At 61.6% G+C, this 19,896-nt stretch carries 20 protein-coding genes; 15 read left to right on the forward strand and 5 right to left on the reverse strand.

Features of this window, described 5'->3' with window-relative positions; all coding sequences use genetic code 11:
- Positions 1-4: 4 nt before the first annotated feature.
- Together F6V25_RS09995 and queF are read right to left on the reverse strand one after the other, a co-directional pair.
- Positions 5-568, reverse strand: coding sequence for an elongation factor P (locus tag F6V25_RS09995; protein ID WP_151128436.1), 564 nt, complete (start codon positions 566-568; stop codon positions 5-7).
- A 192-nt stretch (positions 569-760) separates the two neighbouring features.
- Positions 761-1,189, reverse strand: coding sequence for a preQ(1) synthase (queF, locus tag F6V25_RS10000; RefSeq protein WP_149307141.1), 429 nt, complete (start codon positions 1,187-1,189; stop codon positions 761-763).
- A gap of 267 nt (positions 1,190-1,456) precedes the next feature.
- Here queF and F6V25_RS10005 point away from each other — a divergent pair, with 267 nt between their 5' ends.
- The 14 genes from F6V25_RS10005 to F6V25_RS10075 all read left to right on the forward strand — a co-directional run bounded on the left by F6V25_RS10005 (position 1,457) and on the right by F6V25_RS10075 (position 15,413).
- Positions 1,457-4,129, forward strand: coding sequence for a CBS domain-containing protein (locus F6V25_RS10005; protein ID WP_151128437.1), 2,673 nt, complete (start codon positions 1,457-1,459; stop codon positions 4,127-4,129).
- 161 nt (positions 4,130-4,290) lie between these two features.
- Positions 4,291-4,680 carry a hypothetical protein gene (locus F6V25_RS10010; RefSeq protein ID WP_151128438.1) on the forward strand — a complete coding sequence of 130 codons (390 nt, stop codon included), beginning with the start codon at positions 4,291-4,293 and terminating at the stop codon, positions 4,678-4,680.
- Between the two features lie 134 nt (positions 4,681-4,814).
- The gene (gene ppnP, locus F6V25_RS10015) at positions 4,815-5,129 is read left to right on the forward strand and encodes a pyrimidine/purine nucleoside phosphorylase (protein ID WP_151128439.1); all 315 of its coding nucleotides are present in this window, start codon (positions 4,815-4,817) and stop codon (positions 5,127-5,129) included.
- A gap of 53 nt (positions 5,130-5,182) precedes the next feature.
- Positions 5,183-5,812, forward strand: coding sequence for a uracil phosphoribosyltransferase (gene upp / locus F6V25_RS10020; protein ID WP_151128440.1), 630 nt, complete (start codon positions 5,183-5,185; stop codon positions 5,810-5,812).
- Between the two features lie 47 nt (positions 5,813-5,859).
- Positions 5,860-7,116: a uracil-xanthine permease family protein gene (locus F6V25_RS10025; RefSeq protein WP_151128441.1), complete on the forward strand. Its 1,257-nt coding sequence runs from the start codon at positions 5,860-5,862 to the stop codon at positions 7,114-7,116.
- Between the two features lie 183 nt (positions 7,117-7,299).
- Complete coding sequence (locus F6V25_RS10030; protein ID WP_151128442.1) at positions 7,300-7,929, forward strand: LysE family translocator; 630 nt, start codon at positions 7,300-7,302, stop codon at positions 7,927-7,929.
- Between the two features lie 31 nt (positions 7,930-7,960).
- Entirely contained in the window at positions 7,961-8,443 is a 483-nt protein-coding gene (gene moaC / locus F6V25_RS10035; protein WP_151128443.1) for a cyclic pyranopterin monophosphate synthase MoaC, read from the forward strand.
- On the forward strand, positions 8,440-8,937 hold the full coding sequence (locus tag F6V25_RS10040; protein WP_151128444.1) for a MogA/MoaB family molybdenum cofactor biosynthesis protein: 498 nt from the start codon (positions 8,440-8,442) through the stop codon (positions 8,935-8,937). The genes moaC and F6V25_RS10040 overlap by 4 nt, the downstream gene beginning before the upstream one ends.
- Before the next feature lie 499 nt (positions 8,938-9,436).
- On the forward strand, positions 9,437-10,066 hold the full coding sequence (mobA, locus tag F6V25_RS10050) for a molybdenum cofactor guanylyltransferase (protein WP_151128445.1): 630 nt from the start codon (positions 9,437-9,439) through the stop codon (positions 10,064-10,066).
- A gap of 228 nt (positions 10,067-10,294) precedes the next feature.
- Positions 10,295-12,010: a sensor histidine kinase gene (locus F6V25_RS10055; RefSeq protein ID WP_246167017.1), complete on the forward strand. Its 1,716-nt coding sequence runs from the start codon at positions 10,295-10,297 to the stop codon at positions 12,008-12,010.
- On the forward strand, positions 12,007-12,777 hold the full coding sequence (locus F6V25_RS10060; RefSeq protein ID WP_151128446.1) for a LytR/AlgR family response regulator transcription factor: 771 nt from the start codon (positions 12,007-12,009) through the stop codon (positions 12,775-12,777). The genes F6V25_RS10055 and F6V25_RS10060 overlap by 4 nt, the downstream gene beginning before the upstream one ends.
- Before the next feature lie 221 nt (positions 12,778-12,998).
- On the forward strand, positions 12,999-14,219 hold the full coding sequence (locus tag F6V25_RS10065; RefSeq protein ID WP_151128447.1) for an alpha-hydroxy-acid oxidizing protein: 1,221 nt from the start codon (positions 12,999-13,001) through the stop codon (positions 14,217-14,219).
- 88 nt (positions 14,220-14,307) lie between these two features.
- Positions 14,308-14,607, forward strand: coding sequence for a c(7)-type cytochrome triheme domain-containing protein (locus F6V25_RS10070; RefSeq protein ID WP_151128448.1), 300 nt, complete (start codon positions 14,308-14,310; stop codon positions 14,605-14,607).
- Between the two features lie 47 nt (positions 14,608-14,654).
- Entirely contained in the window at positions 14,655-15,413 is a 759-nt protein-coding gene (locus F6V25_RS10075; protein ID WP_191966155.1) for a substrate-binding domain-containing protein, read from the forward strand.
- A 127-nt stretch (positions 15,414-15,540) separates the two neighbouring features.
- Here F6V25_RS10075 and F6V25_RS10080 read toward each other — a convergent pair whose 3' ends face one another.
- Together F6V25_RS10080 and F6V25_RS10085 are read right to left on the reverse strand one after the other, a co-directional pair.
- The gene (locus F6V25_RS10080; RefSeq protein WP_191966156.1) at positions 15,541-16,341 is read right to left on the reverse strand and encodes a DJ-1/PfpI family protein; all 801 of its coding nucleotides are present in this window, start codon (positions 16,339-16,341) and stop codon (positions 15,541-15,543) included.
- Between the two features lie 18 nt (positions 16,342-16,359).
- Complete coding sequence (locus F6V25_RS10085; protein ID WP_151128451.1) at positions 16,360-17,370, reverse strand: GlxA family transcriptional regulator; 1,011 nt, start codon at positions 17,368-17,370, stop codon at positions 16,360-16,362.
- Positions 17,371-17,670: 300 nt separating this feature from the next.
- Between F6V25_RS10085 and gluQRS the strand changes: the two genes are divergently transcribed.
- Positions 17,671-18,612 carry a tRNA glutamyl-Q(34) synthetase GluQRS gene (gluQRS, locus tag F6V25_RS10090; protein ID WP_151128452.1) on the forward strand — a complete coding sequence of 314 codons (942 nt, stop codon included), beginning with the start codon at positions 17,671-17,673 and terminating at the stop codon, positions 18,610-18,612.
- 175 nt (positions 18,613-18,787) lie between these two features.
- Here the strand turns inward: gluQRS and mnmH are convergent, their stop codons facing one another.
- Positions 18,788-19,819, reverse strand: a complete 1,032-nt coding sequence (mnmH, locus tag F6V25_RS10095) for a tRNA 2-selenouridine(34) synthase MnmH (protein WP_151128453.1) — start codon at positions 19,817-19,819, stop codon at positions 18,788-18,790.
- Positions 19,820-19,896: the final 77 nt, after the last annotated feature.

Raw genomic sequence — 19,896 nt, forward strand, 5'->3', positions numbered from 1 at the left:
GATGCTAAGCCCGTGATATGAATCTGCCGTCCCGGGTATCCACCTTGATCTTCTCTCCGGTTGCCAGATATGGCGGGACCTGGAGCTTGAGGCCGGTCTCCAGGATCGCCTCTTTGGTCTGGGCCGTGGCGGTGGCGTTCTTGAGCACCGGCGCGGTTTCCGTGACAATCAGTTCCACGGTCATGGGCAGTTCCACATTGACCAGCCGCCCCTCGAAGAGCCCCAGCACCACCTCGGTCCCCTCCAGCAGAAAGGGGGCCAGCGCCTCGAACGCTTCCTCGTCCACCTCGAACTGCTCATAGGTCCCCAGATCCATGAAGACCCCTTTTGCGCCGTCGGCATAGAGGAATTGTCCTTTGTTGCGGCCGTAGTCGGCCTCGTCCACCTTATCGCCGGAACGGAAGGTCTTGTCCAGCACCTGGGAGGTGATCAGGTTGCGGTAGCGGGTCTTGACCATGGTGTTGGCGCCCCGGGCCGACGGGGACTGGAAGGTGACGTCGAGGATCAGGCAGGGCGCCCCGTCCAGCTGGATGACGAGCCCTTTTTTGAAATCGGATGTGGTGAACATGGTATTCTCCTTGTTAATTGCTGTAAATAGTCTTTCAAAATCAACATCTGCCACAGAGACACGGAGGCACAGAGGTTCACAGAGAAAAGCATAACATCATGGGGGTAACTAAGATCAGGATTGTTGCTCTTTGTTTGCCTTACTCCAGGTTTTCTCTGTGACTCCGCGTCTCCGTGGCAGGTTTTAACACTATTACCTACGGTACTCGGCCGTGGGCCAGAAGGGGATGCCGCCCCGGGGGGTGAACTCGCCCCGCACCGTCAGCCAGACCGGTTCGAGCAGCGCCACCAGGTCGTTGCAGATGCGGTTGACGCTGGCCTCGTGGAACTCTCCGTGCATGCGGAAGGAGCCCAGGTAGAGCTTGAGGCTCTTGCTTTCGACGCAGAGACGGTCCGGCTGGTAGTCGATGACGATCTTGGCGAAGTCCGGCTGCCCGGTCATGGGGCAGAGGCAGGTGAATTCCGGACATTCGATGTGCAGCGTGCCCACGGCCTTGGCCGGGTTCATGTCCGGTTGGGCAAAGGGGCTGGGGAATGATTCCAGAAGCCCGGCGTCGGGCCGGTCGTAGCGGTAGGCCGTTGCCCCGGCCCCCAATGATTTCAGATTCTCGTGAAGCGCCATAACTCTATCTCCCTTGCGATCGGTCCGAAACGAGCGATACAATACCATTACACCGCGTTTCAAGCAACCTGTTTGCAGCGCCTTCGCCGGGTCCCTCGGTGGCGTTCAACTCGTACGGTTCCCGGGTCTTGCGCATGCCCACACCGAATTTGCCGCGGATTGGCCGCACATGCAAAACAGTATGTCTAACTGGATAAACAGCGTGTATACTTACGATGATACGACGACCCCCGAAACGGCACGACGTCTTCGGGAGATGGAGCGTTGATGGATGTCATAACCACCCACACCAATGCCGATTTCGACTGCCTGGGCGCCATGGTCGCCGCGGCCCGGCTCTATCCCGGCGCCCTGATCGCCTTTCCCGGTTCCCAGGAAAAGGCGGTGCGCGACTTCCTGGCCGTCCGGCCCGAGTATCTGCCCGGCGTGGTTCGCGCCAAAGATATCGACCTGGACGCCATCACCCGCCTGATTGTCGTCGATTGCCAGCAAAGTGAGCGCATCGGCCGTTTTAGCGGCCTCCTGGAACGTCCCGGCCTTGAGATTCATATCTATGACCACCACCCGATCACGGAACAGAGCATCCGGCCGACCGGCGGCCTGATCCGCCCCTGCGGCTCGTCATCCACCATCTTGGGCGGGCTTTTGATGGAACAGGCAGTTGAACTCACGCCGGAAGAGGCCACCCTGATCATGCTCGGCATCCACGAGGATACCGGCCGGCTGCTGTTTGTCTCGACCACGCGGGACGACTATCGCGTGGCGGCTTGGCTCATGGAGCGGGGCGCGCAGGTGAGCGTGGTGGCCGAGGCCCTCTCCCAGGAGTTGAGCAGTCAGCAGATGGGGCTCCTGAAACGGCTACTGACCACGCTCAAGACTACAACCATCAACGGCGTCAATATCTCCATCGCCCACGCCACGAGCGATCAGTACGTGGGCGACATCGCCGCCCTGGCGCACCTGATGCGGGACATGGAGAATCTGGATACCCTCTTCGTCGTGGTTGCCATGGAGGGGCGCATTTACCTGGTGGCGCGCAGCCGTATCCTGGAGGTGAACGTGGGGGAGATCCTGCGCCGTTTCCACGGGGGCGGCCACGCCACCGCCGCATCGGCCGTGGTGCGTGACCAGACGTTGCATCAGGTGCTGCAACGCCTGGAGGAGCAGTTGCGGGTCGAGGTCAGTCCCCGGTTCTGCGCCGGTGATATCATGTCCGCGCCGGTCAAGACCATGCCGGACAGCGTCAGCATCGCCGAGGCCCGGGACCTGCTGACCCGCTATAACTGCAACGCCATGCCGGTCATTGCCGCCGGCCGGATGATCGGGATCATCTCCCGCAAGATCGTGGAGAAGGCGCTCTACCACGATCTGGGAGACGCCCCGGCCATCGACTTCATGCACACCGAATTCATGCGGGCCGCTCCCACCACCCCCATCGCCGACATCCAGGAATACATGGTGGAGGGTAACCGCCGTTTCGTGCCGGTCTTCAAAGGGGAGGAGCTTGCGGGTGCGGTGACGCGCACCGATCTGTTGCGCCATATGTACGGCGGCCGCCGGGGCGAACCGGGGGCGCTCTACGATGTGGGGGCCCTCGGCTTCTCCCCCAAGAATCGCTCCATAGCCGGCCTGCTGGGCAAGCGGCTTCCCATTGCCGCCGGCAAGCTCCTGCACGACCTGGGGACCGTCGGTGACGAATTGGGGCTGGCGGTGTATGCCATCGGCGGGTTCGTGCGCGACCTGCTGCTGGGGGTGGCAAACCTGGATATTGACGTCACGGTGGAGGGGGACGGCATCTTTTTCGCGGAACAGTTTGCGGCCCGCCACGGTTGCCGGGTCCGCAGCCATCGGACCTTCAACACGGCGGTGGTGATCTTCCCGGACGGGGCCAAGATCGACGTGGCCAGCACGCGCCTGGAATACTACGAGTCCCCCGGTGTGCTGCCCACCGTGGAACGCTCCTCATTGCGCCACGACCTGTACCGGCGGGATTTCACCATCAACACCCTGGCGGTGTGCCTCAACGGGGCGTCGTTCGGTCGTCTGACCGATTACTACGGCGGCCAGCAGGACCTTCAGGAACGGCTGGTCAGGGTGCTGCACAACCTCTCCTTCGTGGAGGACCCGACCCGGGTTTTCCGGGCGATCCGTTTCGAACAGCGCCTCGGTTTTCATATCGCTCCCCACACCGAGAACCTGATCCGCAGCGCGGTGCGGATGAACGTCCTCAATAGGGTCGGTGGCCTGCGTCTATTGAACGAATTGATCCAGATCCTGCGGGAAAAGGAGCCGGTGGGGGCCATTGTCCGCATGGCCGGCTTCGGCCTGCTGCCGTTTGTCCATCCCGCCCTCAAGTTGCTCCCCGAGATCAGGCGGGTCGTGGAGGAAACCGGGCGGGTCCTGGCCTGGTTCCGCCTGTTGTATCTGCCGGATGCCTGTGAACAGTGGCAGGTCTACTTCCTGGCCCTGGGTGATCGGCTCACCAACGACGAGTTCCATGACGCCTGCCGCCGATTGGCGGTGCCGGGGCGGATCTCGGCCAAGGTATTCAGCCACCGCCGGCAGGCGCTGGGAACCCTGGATGCCATCCAACGCCGCCTGCGCCGCAATCCCGAGGTTCGTAACAGCGAGATTTACGACTGGTTCCACGGACTGCCGCTGGAGATGCTCCTCTACCTGGCCGCGCGCGCCAACCGCGAAGAGGTCAGACGTTTTGTCTCCCAGTACGTTTCTCATTTGCGTCAGGTCCGCTGCTCCCTGGATGGGGACGGGCTGGCGGCCCTGGGATTGGCGCCGGGCCCCCGGTTTCGCACGATCATGGATCGGTTGCTGGTGGCGCGCCTCGATGGCGAGATCGTTAATGATGAGCAGGAACGGGCCCTGGCGCTGCTGCTTATCGCGTCAGATAGCGGAGCCGGTGTTGCAAAAATGCATCACTAAGCTGTTGGTGCTGCCCAGGTCCTCTGCTGCTGCATGCCGCTGTTACATGCATAACATTCCGTAAATGCGATCTATTTATGATGTCTGGGAAGGGGGGGCACTCTTTGGCGTTATCCTTGCATCTTGTCAAGGCGACAAATCCATCCCAGCGAGGGTAATGCATGAAACCAATGGCGCGTCTCATCTCCCTGATCACCTGCTGTACCGTTCTGGCGACGGCGACCTCGGCCCTTGCCGGTGATAACGCCTTCCGGGAGGTGTTCGAGGATGCCTTTTACGGCGGCGCGGCGGGGGCATTGGTGGGCGCCGCCCTGCTGGCCTTTGCCAAGAAACCGGCCGATCATCTGGATTACATGGCCTATGGGGCCGCTTCCGGCGTTCTGGTCGGTTCCGCCTATGGTTTGGTGAAATCGACCCGTTCCCTGGCACAGATCGACAACGGCAGCATAAAGTTCGCCCTGCCGACCGTCCTCCCCGATCTCAGTGAGTCGCCGGCCTCGCGCCAGACAACCATCACCTGGCGGGCCGAGTTGTTGCGGGGAACCTTCTGATAATGGCCCGCTGATGCCATGATTCATGGCAATCGAAAACCAACGCCTGTTGCAAAATTGCAACGGGCGTTTTTTTTCTTTGCGTCCCTCGGCAGGTTGTGAGTAAATACCACGAAAAAATCAAGGGGGTGTACATGTCGCAGTTCTCGAACGTCTCGGTAGTCAAAAAGGCCAATATCTATTTCAACGGCAAGGTGGTCAGTAGGACGGTGCTGTTCCCCGACGGCAGCAAAAAAACCTTGGGGATCATGCAGCCGGGGGAATACGAATTCTCCACCGGAGCGGCCGAGGAGATGGACATCCTGGCCGGCGACCTGGAATGGCGGGTGAAGGGTGAAAAGGAGTGGAAAAAGGCTTCGGCCGGCCAGGCATTCAACGTGCCCGCCCACTCCACGTTTCTGATGAGGATGGAAACGGTTGTGGATTATTGCTGTTCTTATTTGCCGTAACCGATCATCGCGGCACCCCTTAGGGGAACTCCATCTCAGAGGAACACCTATCTATGAGCGTCCACGAAGTCAATCACCCCATGGTGAAACACAAGATCGGCCTGATGCGCGAGGCCGGCATCAGCACCAAAAAGTTTCGCGAGCTGACGGCGGAAATAGCCTCTCTTCTCTCCTACGAGGCCTGTCGCGACTTCCCTCTGGAGGGCAGGACCATCGAAGGGTGGGATGGCAACCCGGTGCAGATCCAGCAGATCAAGGGGAAAAAGGTCACCGTGGTGCCTATCCTGCGGGCCGGAATCGGCATGCTCAACGGGGTGCTGGACATGATCCCCAACGCCAAGGTCAGCGTGGTGGGGCTTGCCCGCAATGAGGAAACCCTTGAGGCCCATACCTATTATGAAAAGTTCGTCGGTCGGCTGGATGAGCGTTTGGCCCTGATCATCGATCCCATGCTGGCCACCGGCGGCTCCCTGGACGCCACCATCATCATGCTGAAGAACAATGGCTGCCGGCAGATCCGCGTGCTCTCGCTGGTGGCGGCGCCGGAAGGGCTCGCCCGTATCTCGGCGGCTCACCCCGAAGTGGATGTCTATGTGGCGGCCATCGACGAGCGGCTCAACCAGAACGGTTATATCCTGCCCGGGCTGGGGGACGCCGGCGACAAGATCTTCGGCACGAAGTAACAGCCACCTCGTTCATTCTCTCTATCCCGCCACAAGGAGTATGCCGTATGTCCCATTCCCCCGAGCCGGTCTGGCGCCAGGCGCTGGCCGGCGCCCAAATCCTCTTCGTCGCCTTCGGCGCCCTGGTGCTGGTGCCGATCCTTACCGGGATGAGCCCCAGCATGGCCCTGCTGGGCTCCGGCATCGGCACGCTGATCTTCCAGGCCTGCACCAAGCGCACGGTCCCCATCTATCTCGGCTCGTCCTTTGCCTTCATCGCCCCAATCATCTACAGCACCCAGACCTGGGGCTTCCCCGCGACGCTCTGCGGGCTCTTTGCCGCCGGCTGGCTGTATCTGGCCTTGAGTGCCGTCATCTACCTCAAGGGGGTCGGTTTCATCCATAAGATCATGCCCCCGGTGGTGGTGGGGCCGATCATCATGATCATCGGCCTGGGGTTGGCCAGCGTGGCGGTGAACATGGCCATGGGCAAGACCGGCGACGGCAAGGCGGTGCTGGTGGAGTACACCACCGCCCTCCTGATCGCGGGTGCCTCCCTGGCCACCACCGCACTGGTGGCGACCAAGGCCAAGGGCATCTTCCGCCTCCTGCCGATCCTCTCCGGCGTGGCGGTGGGGTATGGCATTTCCGTCTCCCTGGGGCTGGTGGATTTCGGCAAGATCGCCGCCGCCCCCTGGATCGCCCTTCCCCATCTGGTGGCCCCCCAATGGAACTGGTCCGCAGTGTTGTTCATGATCCCGGTCGCCCTGGCCCCCGCCATTGAGCACGTGGGGGACATCGTCGCCATCGGGGCCGTTACGGGACACGACTACACGGAGCGACCCGGCCTGCACCGCACCATGCTGGGCGACGGCCTGGCGGTCTGCTGCGCCGCCATGATCGGTGGGCCGCCGGTGACTACCTATGCCGAGGTGACCGGGGCGGTAATGATCACCCGCAACTACAACCCGGCCATCATGACCTGGGCCGCCTGCTTCGCCATCCTGATGGCCTTTTTCGGCAAGTTCAACGCCATCCTGCAATCCATTCCCGCTCCGGTCATGGGCGGCATCATGATGCTGCTGTTCGGGAGCATCGCCTCCGTGGGCCTCAATACGCTGATCCATGCCCGGGTCGATATGCACCACCCGCGCAACCTCATCATCGTTTCGCTGGTGCTGGTATTCGGCATCGGCGGCCTGACGCTCCAGTTTGGCGGTCTCAGCCTGCACGGGGTCAGCCTGTGCGGTATCGCCGCGATCCTGCTGAACCTCATCCTGCCCCGCGACAAGGAGCATAACCTTGACCAGCAGCATGCCTCTTGATCATGAAGAACAGCAAGTTTTACGCTTGCGTTTTTACTCGTTTTGGGTGCGCATTTCGCCTGCAACCTCAACGAGGAGTCTGTCGGACTGAATATAAACTTGGAAGTCATTTTTCAAAAAAAACTGGAAAGTCCGACAGCATCATCGGCCTCTAGTACAAGGGCCGGCAAGAGAGAGTGTCCCATGATTGAAGCAAATATGCTGTTGCTCTTTTTCACAACATCGCTTCTCCTGTCACTGTCGCCCGGACCGGATAACCTGTTTGTCCTGGCGCAGGCGGCACAGCAAGGGGCAAAGGCCGGGTTTCTGGTTACGCTCGGGCTCTGCGGCGGGCTGGTGGTTCATACCACCGCGGTCACCTTCGGACTGGCGGCGGTTTTTGCGGCATCCGCCACCGCCTTCACTCTTCTGAAATTTGCCGGCGCCGGATACCTGCTCTTCCTGGCCTGGCAGTCGTTCCGGGCCAACGCCCTGGCCGGGCCGGCAAACCGGGTGGATCGGTTGAGCCCGGGCAAGCTCTTCCGGCGCGGCATCATCATGAATGTCACCAACCCCAAGGTATCCATCTTCTTTCTGGCGTTTCTCCCCCAGTTCGTCGACCCGCGCAGGGGACCTCTGACTATGCAGTTCCTGCTGCTGGGCTGCTTGTTCATCGTTGCCACCATTCTGGTGTTCGGGGCGGTCAGCCTCCTGGCCGGGGCGCTGGGAGACAAACTCAGACAGTCCGCCCGGGCGCAACTGCTTCTAAACCGCGTTGCAGGCACCATCTTTGCGGGCCTTGCAATCAAGCTGGCCACGGCTCGACGTTTTTGATGTCTAAAATTCAAGCACACAGGTGAGGACCATGAATTTCAACCATTTCGATGATCGCGGCAATGCCATCATGGTGGATGTGAGCGGCAAGCAGGAAACGTTGCGAACGGCCACGGCCGCGGCGGAGGTGCATATGTCCGGCAAGGTGCTGGCCGCCATCCAAAACAGTGCGATAGCCAAGGGCGATGTGCTGGGCGTTGCACGGCTGGCCGGAATTATGGCGGCAAAGCGGACACCGGACCTGATCCCGCTTTCCCACCCGCTCTCCCTCCATTCCGTGGCGGTGGAATTTGAGCAGGACAGTGCTGCAGGCAAGATCGTGGTGCAGTGCACCGTCCGCGCCTTCGAGCGCACCGGCGTCGAGATGGAGGCCATGACCGGCGCGGCCGTGGCCGCCTTGACCATCTACGATATGTGCAAGGGAAGCGACAAATCCATCAGCATCGGCGACATCCGGCTCCTGTACAAGGAAGGCGGCAAGAGTGGCGTGTACCGCCGGGAGGCAGGACAATGAGAGCGGCCATTCTGACCTTGAGCGACAAGGGATCGCGGGGCGAGCGCATTGACGAGAGCGGCCCGGCGCTGGCCGCGTGGCTGGAGGAGCGGGGGGTAGCGACGGTGCAGACCGAGGTCATCCCCGACGATTTTGACCGGATCGTGGCCGTGCTGAGTGCATGGGCCGATGCCGACACGGCCGATCTGATCCTGACCACGGGAGGCACCGGGGTCTCGCCGCGGGATGTAACCCCGGAAGCCACCATGAAGGTCGTTGAACGCCAGATTCCGGGCATCGGCGAATTGATGCGCCTGAGGAGCCTGGAGAAGACGCCTATGGCATCGCTGTCCCGGGCGATGGCAGGAATCCGCGGCCAGACGCTGATCATCAATCTGCCGGGCAGCCCCAAGGGAGCTCGGGAAAATCTGGAGGCGGTCTGGCCGGTTGTCGGCCACGCCGTGGAAAAGATCCGCGGTGACGAGAGTGATTGCGGCGGGAAATTTTCGCATTGATGCCGGTTTTGCAACTCTGGCCGGGATAGGGTGGCGAACGGAAGCCGCGTGGATAAGATGGGGGAAGCGAATCCTACCTGGAGGTGACCGAGGAGGTCCAGAGTGGTGGGGAGAGCCTCCCTGCCTACATCCCGGCCCGTATCGTGGTGAATGAAAATGGGGAGATCGTGATCCCGGTCAATAGCGGCTTCAGCCTGCTTTCCCGCGTCAGGATGTACGCAAAATCGGAGGTGAAGGCCGTAGGGCGGCACTGCACATCTACAAACTGCCTTGACGGCAGATATACATTGCACGAAAGAACCCGGCTCAGTTTGCCGGGTTCTTTCGTTTTAAAAGGCACATCCTTGTTTTCCGAAACGACGTTGATCACGCACCCTATTTTTAGAGAGAAACGAAGAACCAAATAGGCTATTATGCACCGGCTTGGGTGAACAAATAGGCAGATTTCCCGTGCCGCGCCAAACCCTCGGTTGTGGTGCCCGGGCCGTCAGGAGACATAATGGATAGATCCCCCCCCATGCAGGAAACCCGAGGGCCGCTCGACGGCATAACCGGTGTGATCCTTGCTGGCGGAGCATCCAGCCGCATGGGCAGAAACAAGGCCCTGCTGATGGTGGACGGCATGCCGCTGATCGAGAAGATTCATCGCACCATGACCCAGCTCTTCCGGGATGTGGTGCTGGTTACCAATACGCCGGAGGCGTATGCCTTTCTGCCGTGCCGCACGGTGGCGGATATTTATCCCGGCTTTGGCTCCATTGCCGGCCTGCATGCCGGCCTTGCGGCCAGTTCCGAGGAATGGATTTTCGTCACGGCTTGCGACGCACCCTTCATCAACCCGGATGTGATACGCCTGTTGTCCGCCGTTTCCGCAGGGTATGATGCGGTGGTGCCGATCAGCGAGGGGGGCAAGGAGCCATTGCACGCCCTGTACGGGCGGCGCTGCCTGGCGGAGGTTGAGCAGGTCATCCGCCAGGGCGACCGGCAGCTCCTGATCCTGCTGGATCGTGTAAAGACGCGATATGTCACACCAGAGGAACTCGCCTCCATCCCCGGCGCAGAACTCTCGTTTTGTAACGTGAATACGCCGGACGAGTATGCCGCAATGGTGGGCATGCGAAGGCCCTGAACCATCGGCTATGTTGACGGTTCCCTGGTCAATTGTCGGACAAGGCTGGTACGCGAACCTGGAGCCCCCATGGTGGTACCCCGGAGGCGCGAAACGCAGGATGCGCGGGGTGTCAGGGGGGCAGCCGGTCTGCCCCGGCAGGCTTTTTACTCGCTGCGGCACCAGGATTTGTGCTATAAGTCAATCGGTTTTGTACGGAATACCAGCATTGGGCTCTTCGGTGGTTCTATGGATGAAATGGTCGGCCTGTCCCTTGATCTCTTCGAACGATTGGGGATTCTAGCGGTTCTCTTCTTCCTCATGATGAGGTTCGAACTGTTCCGACGGCTCTTGACCGGCAAGGTCGCCACGGCGGGCAGCCGCGAGAAACTATTCCATGCCGTTTATTTCGGGGCAGCCGGTATTTTTGCAACCTACTACGGCTTTCCGGTGCATGGGGCGATCGCCAATCTGCGCACGGTTCCGGTCGCCATCGGCGGCATCCTGGGGGGGCCCCTGGTAGGTCTGTCCGCCGGCATTATAGCAGGAGCGCACCGCTACTTCTACGACATCGGCGGGGTGACCTCCGTATCCTGCGCCGTTGCGACGCCCTTGGCGGGGGTTGTGGCCGGTCTTCTCTACCGCAGGCTGCACCGGAGGGCCTTCGACTCGTTGATGGCCTTTTTTATCGGTATCGTGGCCGAGTCGATCAAGATGGGGCTGATCCTGCTCCTGGCCCATCCCCAGGAGGCTGCCCTGAGCGTGGTGCATGCCATAGGCCTCCCCAGCATACTCTCCAACGCCTTCGGCATCGCGGTGCTCGTGGAGGTGCTCGCATCCGTCGCCCGCGAGCAGGAGCGGGCCATGGCGCAACAGGCGCAGACCACGCTCAATATCGCCTTCAGGACCCTGCCCCATCTGCGCCACGGGCTGAACCGCGACTCGGCCATGGAGGCGTCGCACATTATCCGGGAGATGACCGGCCTGGATGCGGTATCCATCTCCAGCGAGAATGAAATACTGGCCCATGAAGGGATGGATGGCGACCAGCACACGCCGGGCGGGCATTCCCTGCCGCCTGCCGCGCGCCGCGCCTTTGAAACGGGCACGGTCGTGATCGCGCCCACGAAAGACGCCATCGGCTGCGCCAGTCTGGTAGGCCGGCTCGGTTCGGCCATCGTGGTGCCGCTCAAAAAATGGGACAAGACCGTGGGGGTCATGGAGTTGTACCGCCAGAAGGAGCACGCCATCAGCCGGCTGGACGTTGAGTTGGCCAACGGCCTTGCCCACCTGTTCTCCAACCAGCTCGAACTGGGCGAGATCGAACTCCAGCGCAAGCTGGTGGCCGAGGCCGAGATCAAGGCCCTGCAAGCCCAGATCAATCCCCACTTCCTGTTCAACGCCATCTCCACGATCATCAGTTATACCCGGACCGATCCCCAGACCGCCTCCTGCCTGCTGGTGAAGCTGGCCGAGTTTTTCCGCAAAAATATCAGCCCCACGGCCAACAAGGTGCCGCTGTCGGTCGAGCTGGAACATTGCGAGGCCTATATCGCCATCGAAAAGGCTCGGTTCGAGGAGCGGCTCTCCATCGTCTACGAGATCGACGACGAGGCCCTGTCGTGCAACGTCCCCTCGCTGATCCTGCAGCCCTTGGTGGAAAACGGCGTGCGCCACGGCATCCTGCCGAAGGAGGGAGGCGGCGTGATCCATATCGGAGCCAGAAGGGGGACGGGCGGTCTGCTCATCTCTATCAGGGACAACGGCGTGGGCATGTCCCGGGAGCGTATCCGCAGCCTGCTGTCGGAGGCGGTTGTGCCCCATGAGGGCGGCGGGCTGGGGCTGGCGCTCAGAAACGTCAACAGCCGCCTGGCAACCCTGTACGGCAAGGAGAATGGTTTGAAGATCGAGAGCGAGCCGGGTGAGGGTACCACGGTTTACTTCCGGGTGCCGGTGAACGCATGACGATTACTGTCTTTATCATCGACGATGAGGCGCCGGCCCGCAGGGAGTTGCGCTACCTGCTCGAGCAGGTGGGCGATGTGGACGTGCTCGGTGAGGCGTCCAACCCTTCCCAGGGGTTGCAGGGGATTCGGGAGACCAAGCCCCAACTGGTATTCCTGGACATTCAACTGCCCGGCCTGAGCGGGATCGAATTGGCCCAGGTCATCAGGGAGTTGCCCGACAAGCCGCTGGTCGTCTTCGCCACCGCCTTCGAGCAGTTTGCCGTTCAAGCCTTTAACGTGGATGCCTTCGATTATATCCTCAAGCCGTTCACCCTGGAGCGGGTGGCCAAGTCCATCCACAAGGCCGGCAAGGCCCTCGACACCCAGGTGAAGGCACGGAAACCCCTCGCTCCCCAGGAGATAGCCCACAGTCCCGAGAAACCCGATATCAAGCGGATCATCGTGCATAAGGGGGGCAAGATGATTCCCGTGCCGCCCGAGAGCATCGTCTTCATACGGGCCACGGAGGGGGAGGCCCTGGTCCATACGACGGACGGCGTCTTTACCTCGAAGAGTACCCTCAATACCCTGGAAAACGTCTTGGAACCGTACTCCTTCGTCAGGGTCCACCGCAACTCCCTGGTCAATCTGAACTGCATCATCGAGATCATCCCCTGGTTCAACGGTAGCTGTAAACTGGTAATGAACGATAATGGCGGCAGCGAGGTGCTGGTCAGTCGATACAACGCCAAGGACCTGAAACAACGGCTTATTTTAAGCAAATAGCACCTCATCCTCTTCGGACGCTCACGTGATGCCTACTCCTTCATTCTGGGGGGAGAACCATTCAACCTTAATTTTTGCCATTCAGCCATCAATTTGTGCCATTCGCTACAATTACCTTATCCGCAGCGCTACAGTCGGCTATTGTCTCAAGCAACGAGGGGTTTTGTTGGAGGAACGGCCGCCGGCCGGTACTCCGTCACCACACATTGAAGGAGGCTGGTATGTCTGAAGAGTTGATCGAATCCGCAGAACAGGAAGGCGCAGGGGTGAGCCGCCGCAATTTCATCAAAACAGCGGCAGTGGTCGGGGCCAGCGTGCTGGCGGTGCAGGCAGTCGGCCGCACGGAGGCCCACGCGGCCGAAGATGCAAAGAAAGAAGCCAAGGCGGCCTCGGCAGCCGCTGCCGGCGGTGGCGCCAAGAAATTTTCCGACGTGCTCAAGGTCGCCCGCGAGAAGATGTACCCCCGCTGCCGGGTCTGTCCCGAGTGCGACGGGGTTGCCTGTTCCGGTGAGGTGCCGGGCATGGGCGGCATCGATTCGGGCAAGGCTTTCAGGAACAATCTCCAGGCCCTTGCCAAATACGATCTGAAGATGCGCACCTTCCACGATGTGAAAAAGCCGGACACCACCTTGACCCTGTTCGGCGCCAAGCTGTCCATGCCGATCCTCTCCGGCGTAACCGGCGGTGTGACCTACAACATGGGGCTGGGGGGCAAGGTCGGCGAAGAGGAGTACGCCGAAGGGATCATCGGCGGTTGCGTTCTGGCCGGCACTCTGGGCTTTGCGGCGGACGGCATCGGCGACCCGCTCTCCGTCTACGAGACCAGGCTGAAGACCGTCGCCAAGTACCGGGGGAAGGCCGTGGCCCAGATCAAGCCGCGCACCCAGGCCGAGATCATCGAGCGCATCCGCCTGATCGAACAGACCGGCGCGCCGTTCTTTGCCATCGATATCGATTCCGCCGGCCGTGCGGGGCGCGCCCTGCCGGGCAAGACCGTGGAGCCCAAGACCCTGAAACAGCTCCGGGAGATCGCCAAATCCACCAAGCTGCCGTTTCTGATCAAGGGGGTCATGACCCCCGAGGAAGCGCTCATGGCCCTTGAGGCCGGGGCCGCCGGCATCGTGGTGTCGAACCACGGCGGCCGGGTCCTGGACCACACGCCGGGAACCGCCCAGGTGCTGCCCGCCATTGCGGACAAGGTCAAGGGGCGGATGGTCATTCTGGCCGACGGCGGGGTGCGTTACGGCGCCGATGTCTTGAAGATGCTGGCCCTGGGCGCCAATGCGGTGCTGGTCGGCCGGCCTCTGGTCCGCGGCTCGGTGGGAGGCGGCGCCGAAGGGGTGTCGCTCATGCTCAAGAAGCTGCAGGATGAGTTGGTTGTGGCCATGACCCTCACCGGCACCGCGGACGTGAAAAAGGTGAGCAGGAATATTCTGGCATAATCACTCATTACACAGATGGACGTGGCGGGGGGACATCGGGAGGCACCCTGTGGCTGCCCCCCGCCAGGCCCGTTGTCCGGAGACAACCATGCGAAACGTGTTAGTAGGTGTAATCGCCCTGACCCTCTGCACCCTGGGCAGCGTCGTGTTCGCCACCAGCGACAAGGCGCTGCTGTACGGGGGAGCGGGACAGGGGAGGGTTATATTCGATGGGAGGCTCCATGCCTCCAAGGGGCTGGTGTGCAAGGATTGCCACAGCGCGATCTTCGATACGAAAAAGAAGGCCCTGATGACCATGGATGACCATTTCAAGTCCGTGGCATGTTTTACCTGCCATGACGGCACGAAGGTGTTCAACGATTGCGAGAAGTGCCACCGGAAATTCTGATGCCGGGCCCCGCGCACTGCTATCCAACTCAAAAAGGAGAACTATCCATGAAATATATTTTCCGGTTGCAGAGCATCATCCTGGCCGCGGCCATGACCTTTTGCCTGGCTCAGGCGGCCCTGGCCCAGGATATCAAACTGAATGGGGCCGCCAGCGTTGTCACCGACCTGGTCGCACCGCACCGGGCCGCCGTGGAAAAGGCCACCGGCTACACGTTGGTTGTGGACAAGAGCAATGCCGGCAAGGGGCTGATCGATCTCATCGACGGGAAATGCGACGCCGCCATGGCCTCGGCCTCCCTGGACGCCACCGTGAAGGCTGCCAAGTCGGCCGGCCTCACCAAGGCGGTGCCGGACCTGAAGATGCATGTCATCGCAAAATCCGAGGTGGTCTTTGTCGTGCATCCCTCCAATCCGGTGAAGAGCCTCACCTGGGAGCAGATCAAGGACATCCACACCGGCAAGATCGTCAACTGGAAGGACGTGGGGGGCAAGGACCTGCCGATTACCGTTTATACCGATGCCAAGGCCAGCGCCACCCGCGGGCTGATCAAGCAGGTCGTCATGGCTAACGGCGAATATGCGGCCAGCGCCAAGGCGGTAGGTTTCGTGAAAGAGGTGAACGACAAGGTGGCTGTGGATGCCAGCGGCATCGGCGGCCTCGGTCTGGGGTTCGTCGATCCGGCCCAGGTGACCATCGTCGCCACCAAGAAGATCGAACGGCCGCTGGGCTTCATCACCGTCGGCGCGCCGTCCGCCCCGATGCAGAAGGTTATGGCCGCCTTCAAGGCGGCAAGCGGCAACTAGGGCGTATCATTCATCGACGGCAGCAAGCGAGGCCGTTCCTTCCGGGAACGGCCTCGTTGTTTCTGGGCCACTGGTCTGCCGCCGCCGTATGGGTGGGCAGGCCCCGCAGCCGTATCGTGGCAGGCGGCTACTCCACCAGGCCGGCCTTTGCCGCAAAAGGGTCCCACGACGGGTCGCGGTGGGCATCGTACTCGGTGACGCGTTCAAGCCAAGCGCCAATATCCTTGCCGTACAGACGCGAGATGACCGCCAGGCTCATATCCATCCCTGCCGAGACACCGGAAGAAGTGACCACCGTGCCGTCGTCCACCCAGCGTGCTTTTTTGACCCATTTTACCTTGGGTCCCGGCGCGGTCGAAGGGTGAAAGGCCATCTTGTTGGTCGTTGCCGGCCGGTCATCGAGAATGCCGGCAGCAGCCAGCAGAGAGGCGCCGTTGCAGACCGACATGACGATTCCGGCCTTCCCCGCCTGCGCCCGCAGCCAGTTCATGGTTGCCGGGTCCTTCAGCAGGGGTAATACCCCCAAACCGCCCGGCACCACCAGGAAATCCAGCGGCGGGGCATTGTCGTAGCTGAAATCGGCCATGGTTTTCGGCCCTTGGTTCGAGGGAATTTCGCCCCGTTTGGCGGCGATGGTGACCAACCGCACACCGACCCTTTTCTCCTCGCCGCCCCATACCTTGGCCGGCGCATGCTTCAAGGTACCCCACATTTCCATGGGGCCATAGGCATCCAGCATCTCGAAGCCGGGGAAAATGAGTACCCCGACGGTTATCTGCCGGGCGGCGGGTTCAGGTTGCCGTTCATACAGCGTCTCCTGCGCTGTCGGCGGTTTGTCTGTCCGGGCCGCGGCGGGCAAAGCCGTGGCAATGAACGCCGACATGATCAATAAGCGTATAACGATACCCCGAAGGCGCATCTGTTTCATCGTATCCTCCATTGCTGATTATTCGGTTCCTGACCGGAACCGTTCCCGGTACTGGCCGGGGGTGATCCTGAAGAAGCGCACAAAAGCCACCCTGAAGTGTTCACCAGACTGAAAACCGCACTCCCGGGCGATGGTTTCCAGTGCCTGGCTCGTTTCTTCAAGGCTCTTGACCGCTGCTTCAAGGCGAACCCGTTCGATAAAATGGGCCGGCGTGGTGCCGGTCTCCCGCTTGAAGATGCGGGCGAAATTGCGCAGGCTCATGGACGCGTGGTCGGCCAGCGTTTCATTGCTCAGGTGGCTCCGATAATTGTCGCGTATCCACTGAATGGTCGGAGCAAGGGAGCCTTCTTCGTGAAATTGGGCCAAAAGGCCGGTGCTGAATTGGGACTGCCCCCCGGGGCGTTTGAAATACAACACCATCAACCGGGCGACATCCAGCGCCAGCGCGCGGCCGAAATCCTCCTCCAGCAGCGCCAGCGCCAGATCGATTCCCGCCGTTACCCCGGCCGAGGTGTAGACGGAGCCGTCTTTGATATGGATGGCATCCTCATGAACATCGACGTGCGGATAGAGGCGACGAAGCCGTTCGACGCTGGCCCAATGGGTGGCCGCCCGTCGCCCTTCCAGCAGCCCTGCCCGCGCAAGAATGAAGCTGCCGGTGCATATCGACCCGAGCCGCCGCGCCAGGGGCGCCGTCCGGCGCAGGCAGTTCACCAGCTCTTCCGGCGCCTGTTCTGCTGCGGGACCGCCGGCCACCAGCAGCGTATCCGTTCCTGAACAGTCTGACCAGGCCGTGTCGGCCAACAGCCTGATTCCGGACGAGGTCGCCACCACGGCGTCTTTTGCCCCGGCGGCAATTTCGACCCGATAGAGTGGTCCCTTGCCGCCATTTTCCCGGTGTACGGCGTTGGCAAGGGCAAAAACATCCAGGGGGCCGGTTATGTCCAGGATCTCGGCACCGTCGTAAGCGGCCATCGTCACGAGCAACGGCGTGTCCCTGTCGGTGGATGTGCGGGGCTGATGTTTCATGCCCCTACCTTAGCCCAGGAACCTGTCTGGCACAATGACAATAAACAAGGAATTTCGGCCATATGGGGAAACGTTTCTTGTGCCCGTAGTGACCGAAACGCCATAAGGCCGCTTTCCGGCAGTACATTCTTCATCGGGGCGGGATCGGTGCTGATCGGGAAAACAAAGGTCGTGGTGAGCCAGCGAATCTCGCCATGTACGGGGAAATATGATACAAAGATAGTGCCTGACCGGCAGGGGTGGGTGGCAACGGGCGCTTCCCTGCTCTGACCGGCACAACCTCAAAAACGGAATACCCCCATGCCTGATGAAACCCCCAAACCGCCCGTGGGCCGGTTCGCCCCGTCACCCACCGGCGCTCTGCATACCGGTTCCCTGGCCACGGCCGTGGCCAGTTGGCTCATGGCCCGGAGTGCGGGAGGACGCTGGCTGCTGCGCATCGACGACCTGGACGCCCCGCGCCAGGTGCCGGGCATGGCCGACGACATCATGCGGACTCTGGAACTCTTCGGCCTGTGGTGGGATGGCGAGGTCACCCGCCAGAGTTGCAACCGGGAGGCATACCGGCACTGTTTCGACGAACTGCTCGCCACCGGCCTGGTCTACCCCTGCGGCTGTTCACGCCGGGAGATAGCCCAGGCCGCCTCGGCGCCCCATCCCGACGACGATTGTCTCCCGTACCCCGGCACTTGCCGGGACGGGATGCGGGAGGGGGCGGCGGTGCGTTCCTGGCGTCTGCGGGTGCCGCCGGAGCAGGTCTGTTTCCACGATCTGCACAAGGGAATGATCTGTCAGCATCTGGGTGAGCGGTGCGGGGATTTTGCCGTACGGCGCGGGGATGGGGAGATCGCCTACCAGTTGGCGGTGGTGGTGGACGACCATCTTACGGGGGTGACCCAGGTGGTGCGGGGTGAGGATCTGCTTCCCTCGACACCGCGGCAGGTCTACATCCTGGGGCTGCTCGGTTTTGCGCGGCCCGCCTACTGCCACATCCCCCTGGTGACCGGATCGGGCGGAGCAAAGCTCAGCAAACGCGATAATCTGGTTTCCCATCATCTGGGGAGTTGGCGGGGCAAGGAGTGGGGGTTGCTGCTGGCTGTGCTGCGTTTTCTGGGGCAGGACCCGCCCCATGACCTGGTCGGCGCACCCTGTGACGAGATCCTCCGTTGGGCTGTCGGCTGTTTTGACCTCACCCGCCTGCCGGACGCCGGAGGGGAGTTGGTTGTTTCACCGGGAAGTTGAACCCGGAAATAGCTACGGAGCCGCAGAGACGCGGAGGTTATTGAAAAACTCAGGTTGTTCAAAAATAGTCAGATCGTCGCACCCGCGAGGCAAGCCCCGCGGAGGCGTAGCAACGCTACGCCGCACAAGAGGGCTTTCGAGGACGAAGGCCTGATGGCTGTTTTTCAACAACCTGCTACAGGCGGCCCTGCCGCTCGTTCCAGAACTCGGCCAAGCGTTGTCCGGCCCGGCCGAAATCCTCCAGGTCGATCTCCACGTCCGGGGTCCAGGGGCGGTTTTTGTAGTAGAGCCGGTCGTAGTAGTGTTCTATCAGCCCACGGGCGACCCCTTCCACGTCCCAACATTCCAGGAGCGTTTTGATCTCGGTGTAGCGCACGCCCCCCAGTTTCTTTTTGATCCGCTCCAAGGCCACAGCCATGGCTTCCCGGTACTCCTCGCACGCATACTCCGCGGACAACCGGTGTACCCTGGTTTCCAGGGAGGCGTGGCACCAGACCTTGCACCCGTCGCCCATGGCCTCATAGACCCTTCCGGGGAGCGATATCTTGCCGATGCGCTGGCTTTCACCCTCCACAATAACCGGGCGGCCGTCGGGGGCTGTGCGGAAAGCGTCCCACAGGAGGGTGTCGAAGCGCTTCTGGCTGATCGCCTGGACGAGCCCGACCTCGCCGAAGGCGGAGCCGCGATGGCAGGCCAACCCTTCCAGATCGATCAGGGTCCACGCTTCCCGGTCCAGGCCGTTGATGAACGTGGTTTTGCCGGTGCCGGTCATGCCGTGGATGACGACCAACGGTCCCGGAGGGGTGAAATCCTCAAAGAAGGAAACGACCTGATTACGGAAAGCCCGGTACCCCCCCTTGAGCTGTACCACCGGGTAGCCGCTCATCTCCAGCAGTATGGCCATGGAAAGGCTGCGCAGGCCGCCGCGCCAGCAGTAGACCAGGACCTGTCTGCCTGCCGCGTAGTCAACCACCTCATGCACCATGGCGGCAAAGCGGCCGCAGGTCAGCTCCAGGCCGCGCATGCGTGCCTTTCGGGGGCCTGCCTGCTTGTGGAGCGTACCGATCTCCACACGCTCCTCATTGGTCAGGATCGGGACGTTGACGGCGCCGGGCAGATGGTCCTCGGCGAATTCCAAGGGGGTGCGGACGTCGATGATGCAGTGCGTGTCCAACAACGAAGGGGTGAACGATATGACGTGGGGCATGGTTTTACTCCGAATGGCCGATTATAGGTGATGTATCCCGGTCTGGCAACAGGGAAGTGCACTGTTTACTCCTTGAT

Source organism: Oryzomonas japonica, assembly GCF_008802365.1.
In the GTDB taxonomy this organism is placed as follows: domain Bacteria; phylum Desulfobacterota; class Desulfuromonadia; order Geobacterales; family Pseudopelobacteraceae; genus Oryzomonas; species Oryzomonas japonica.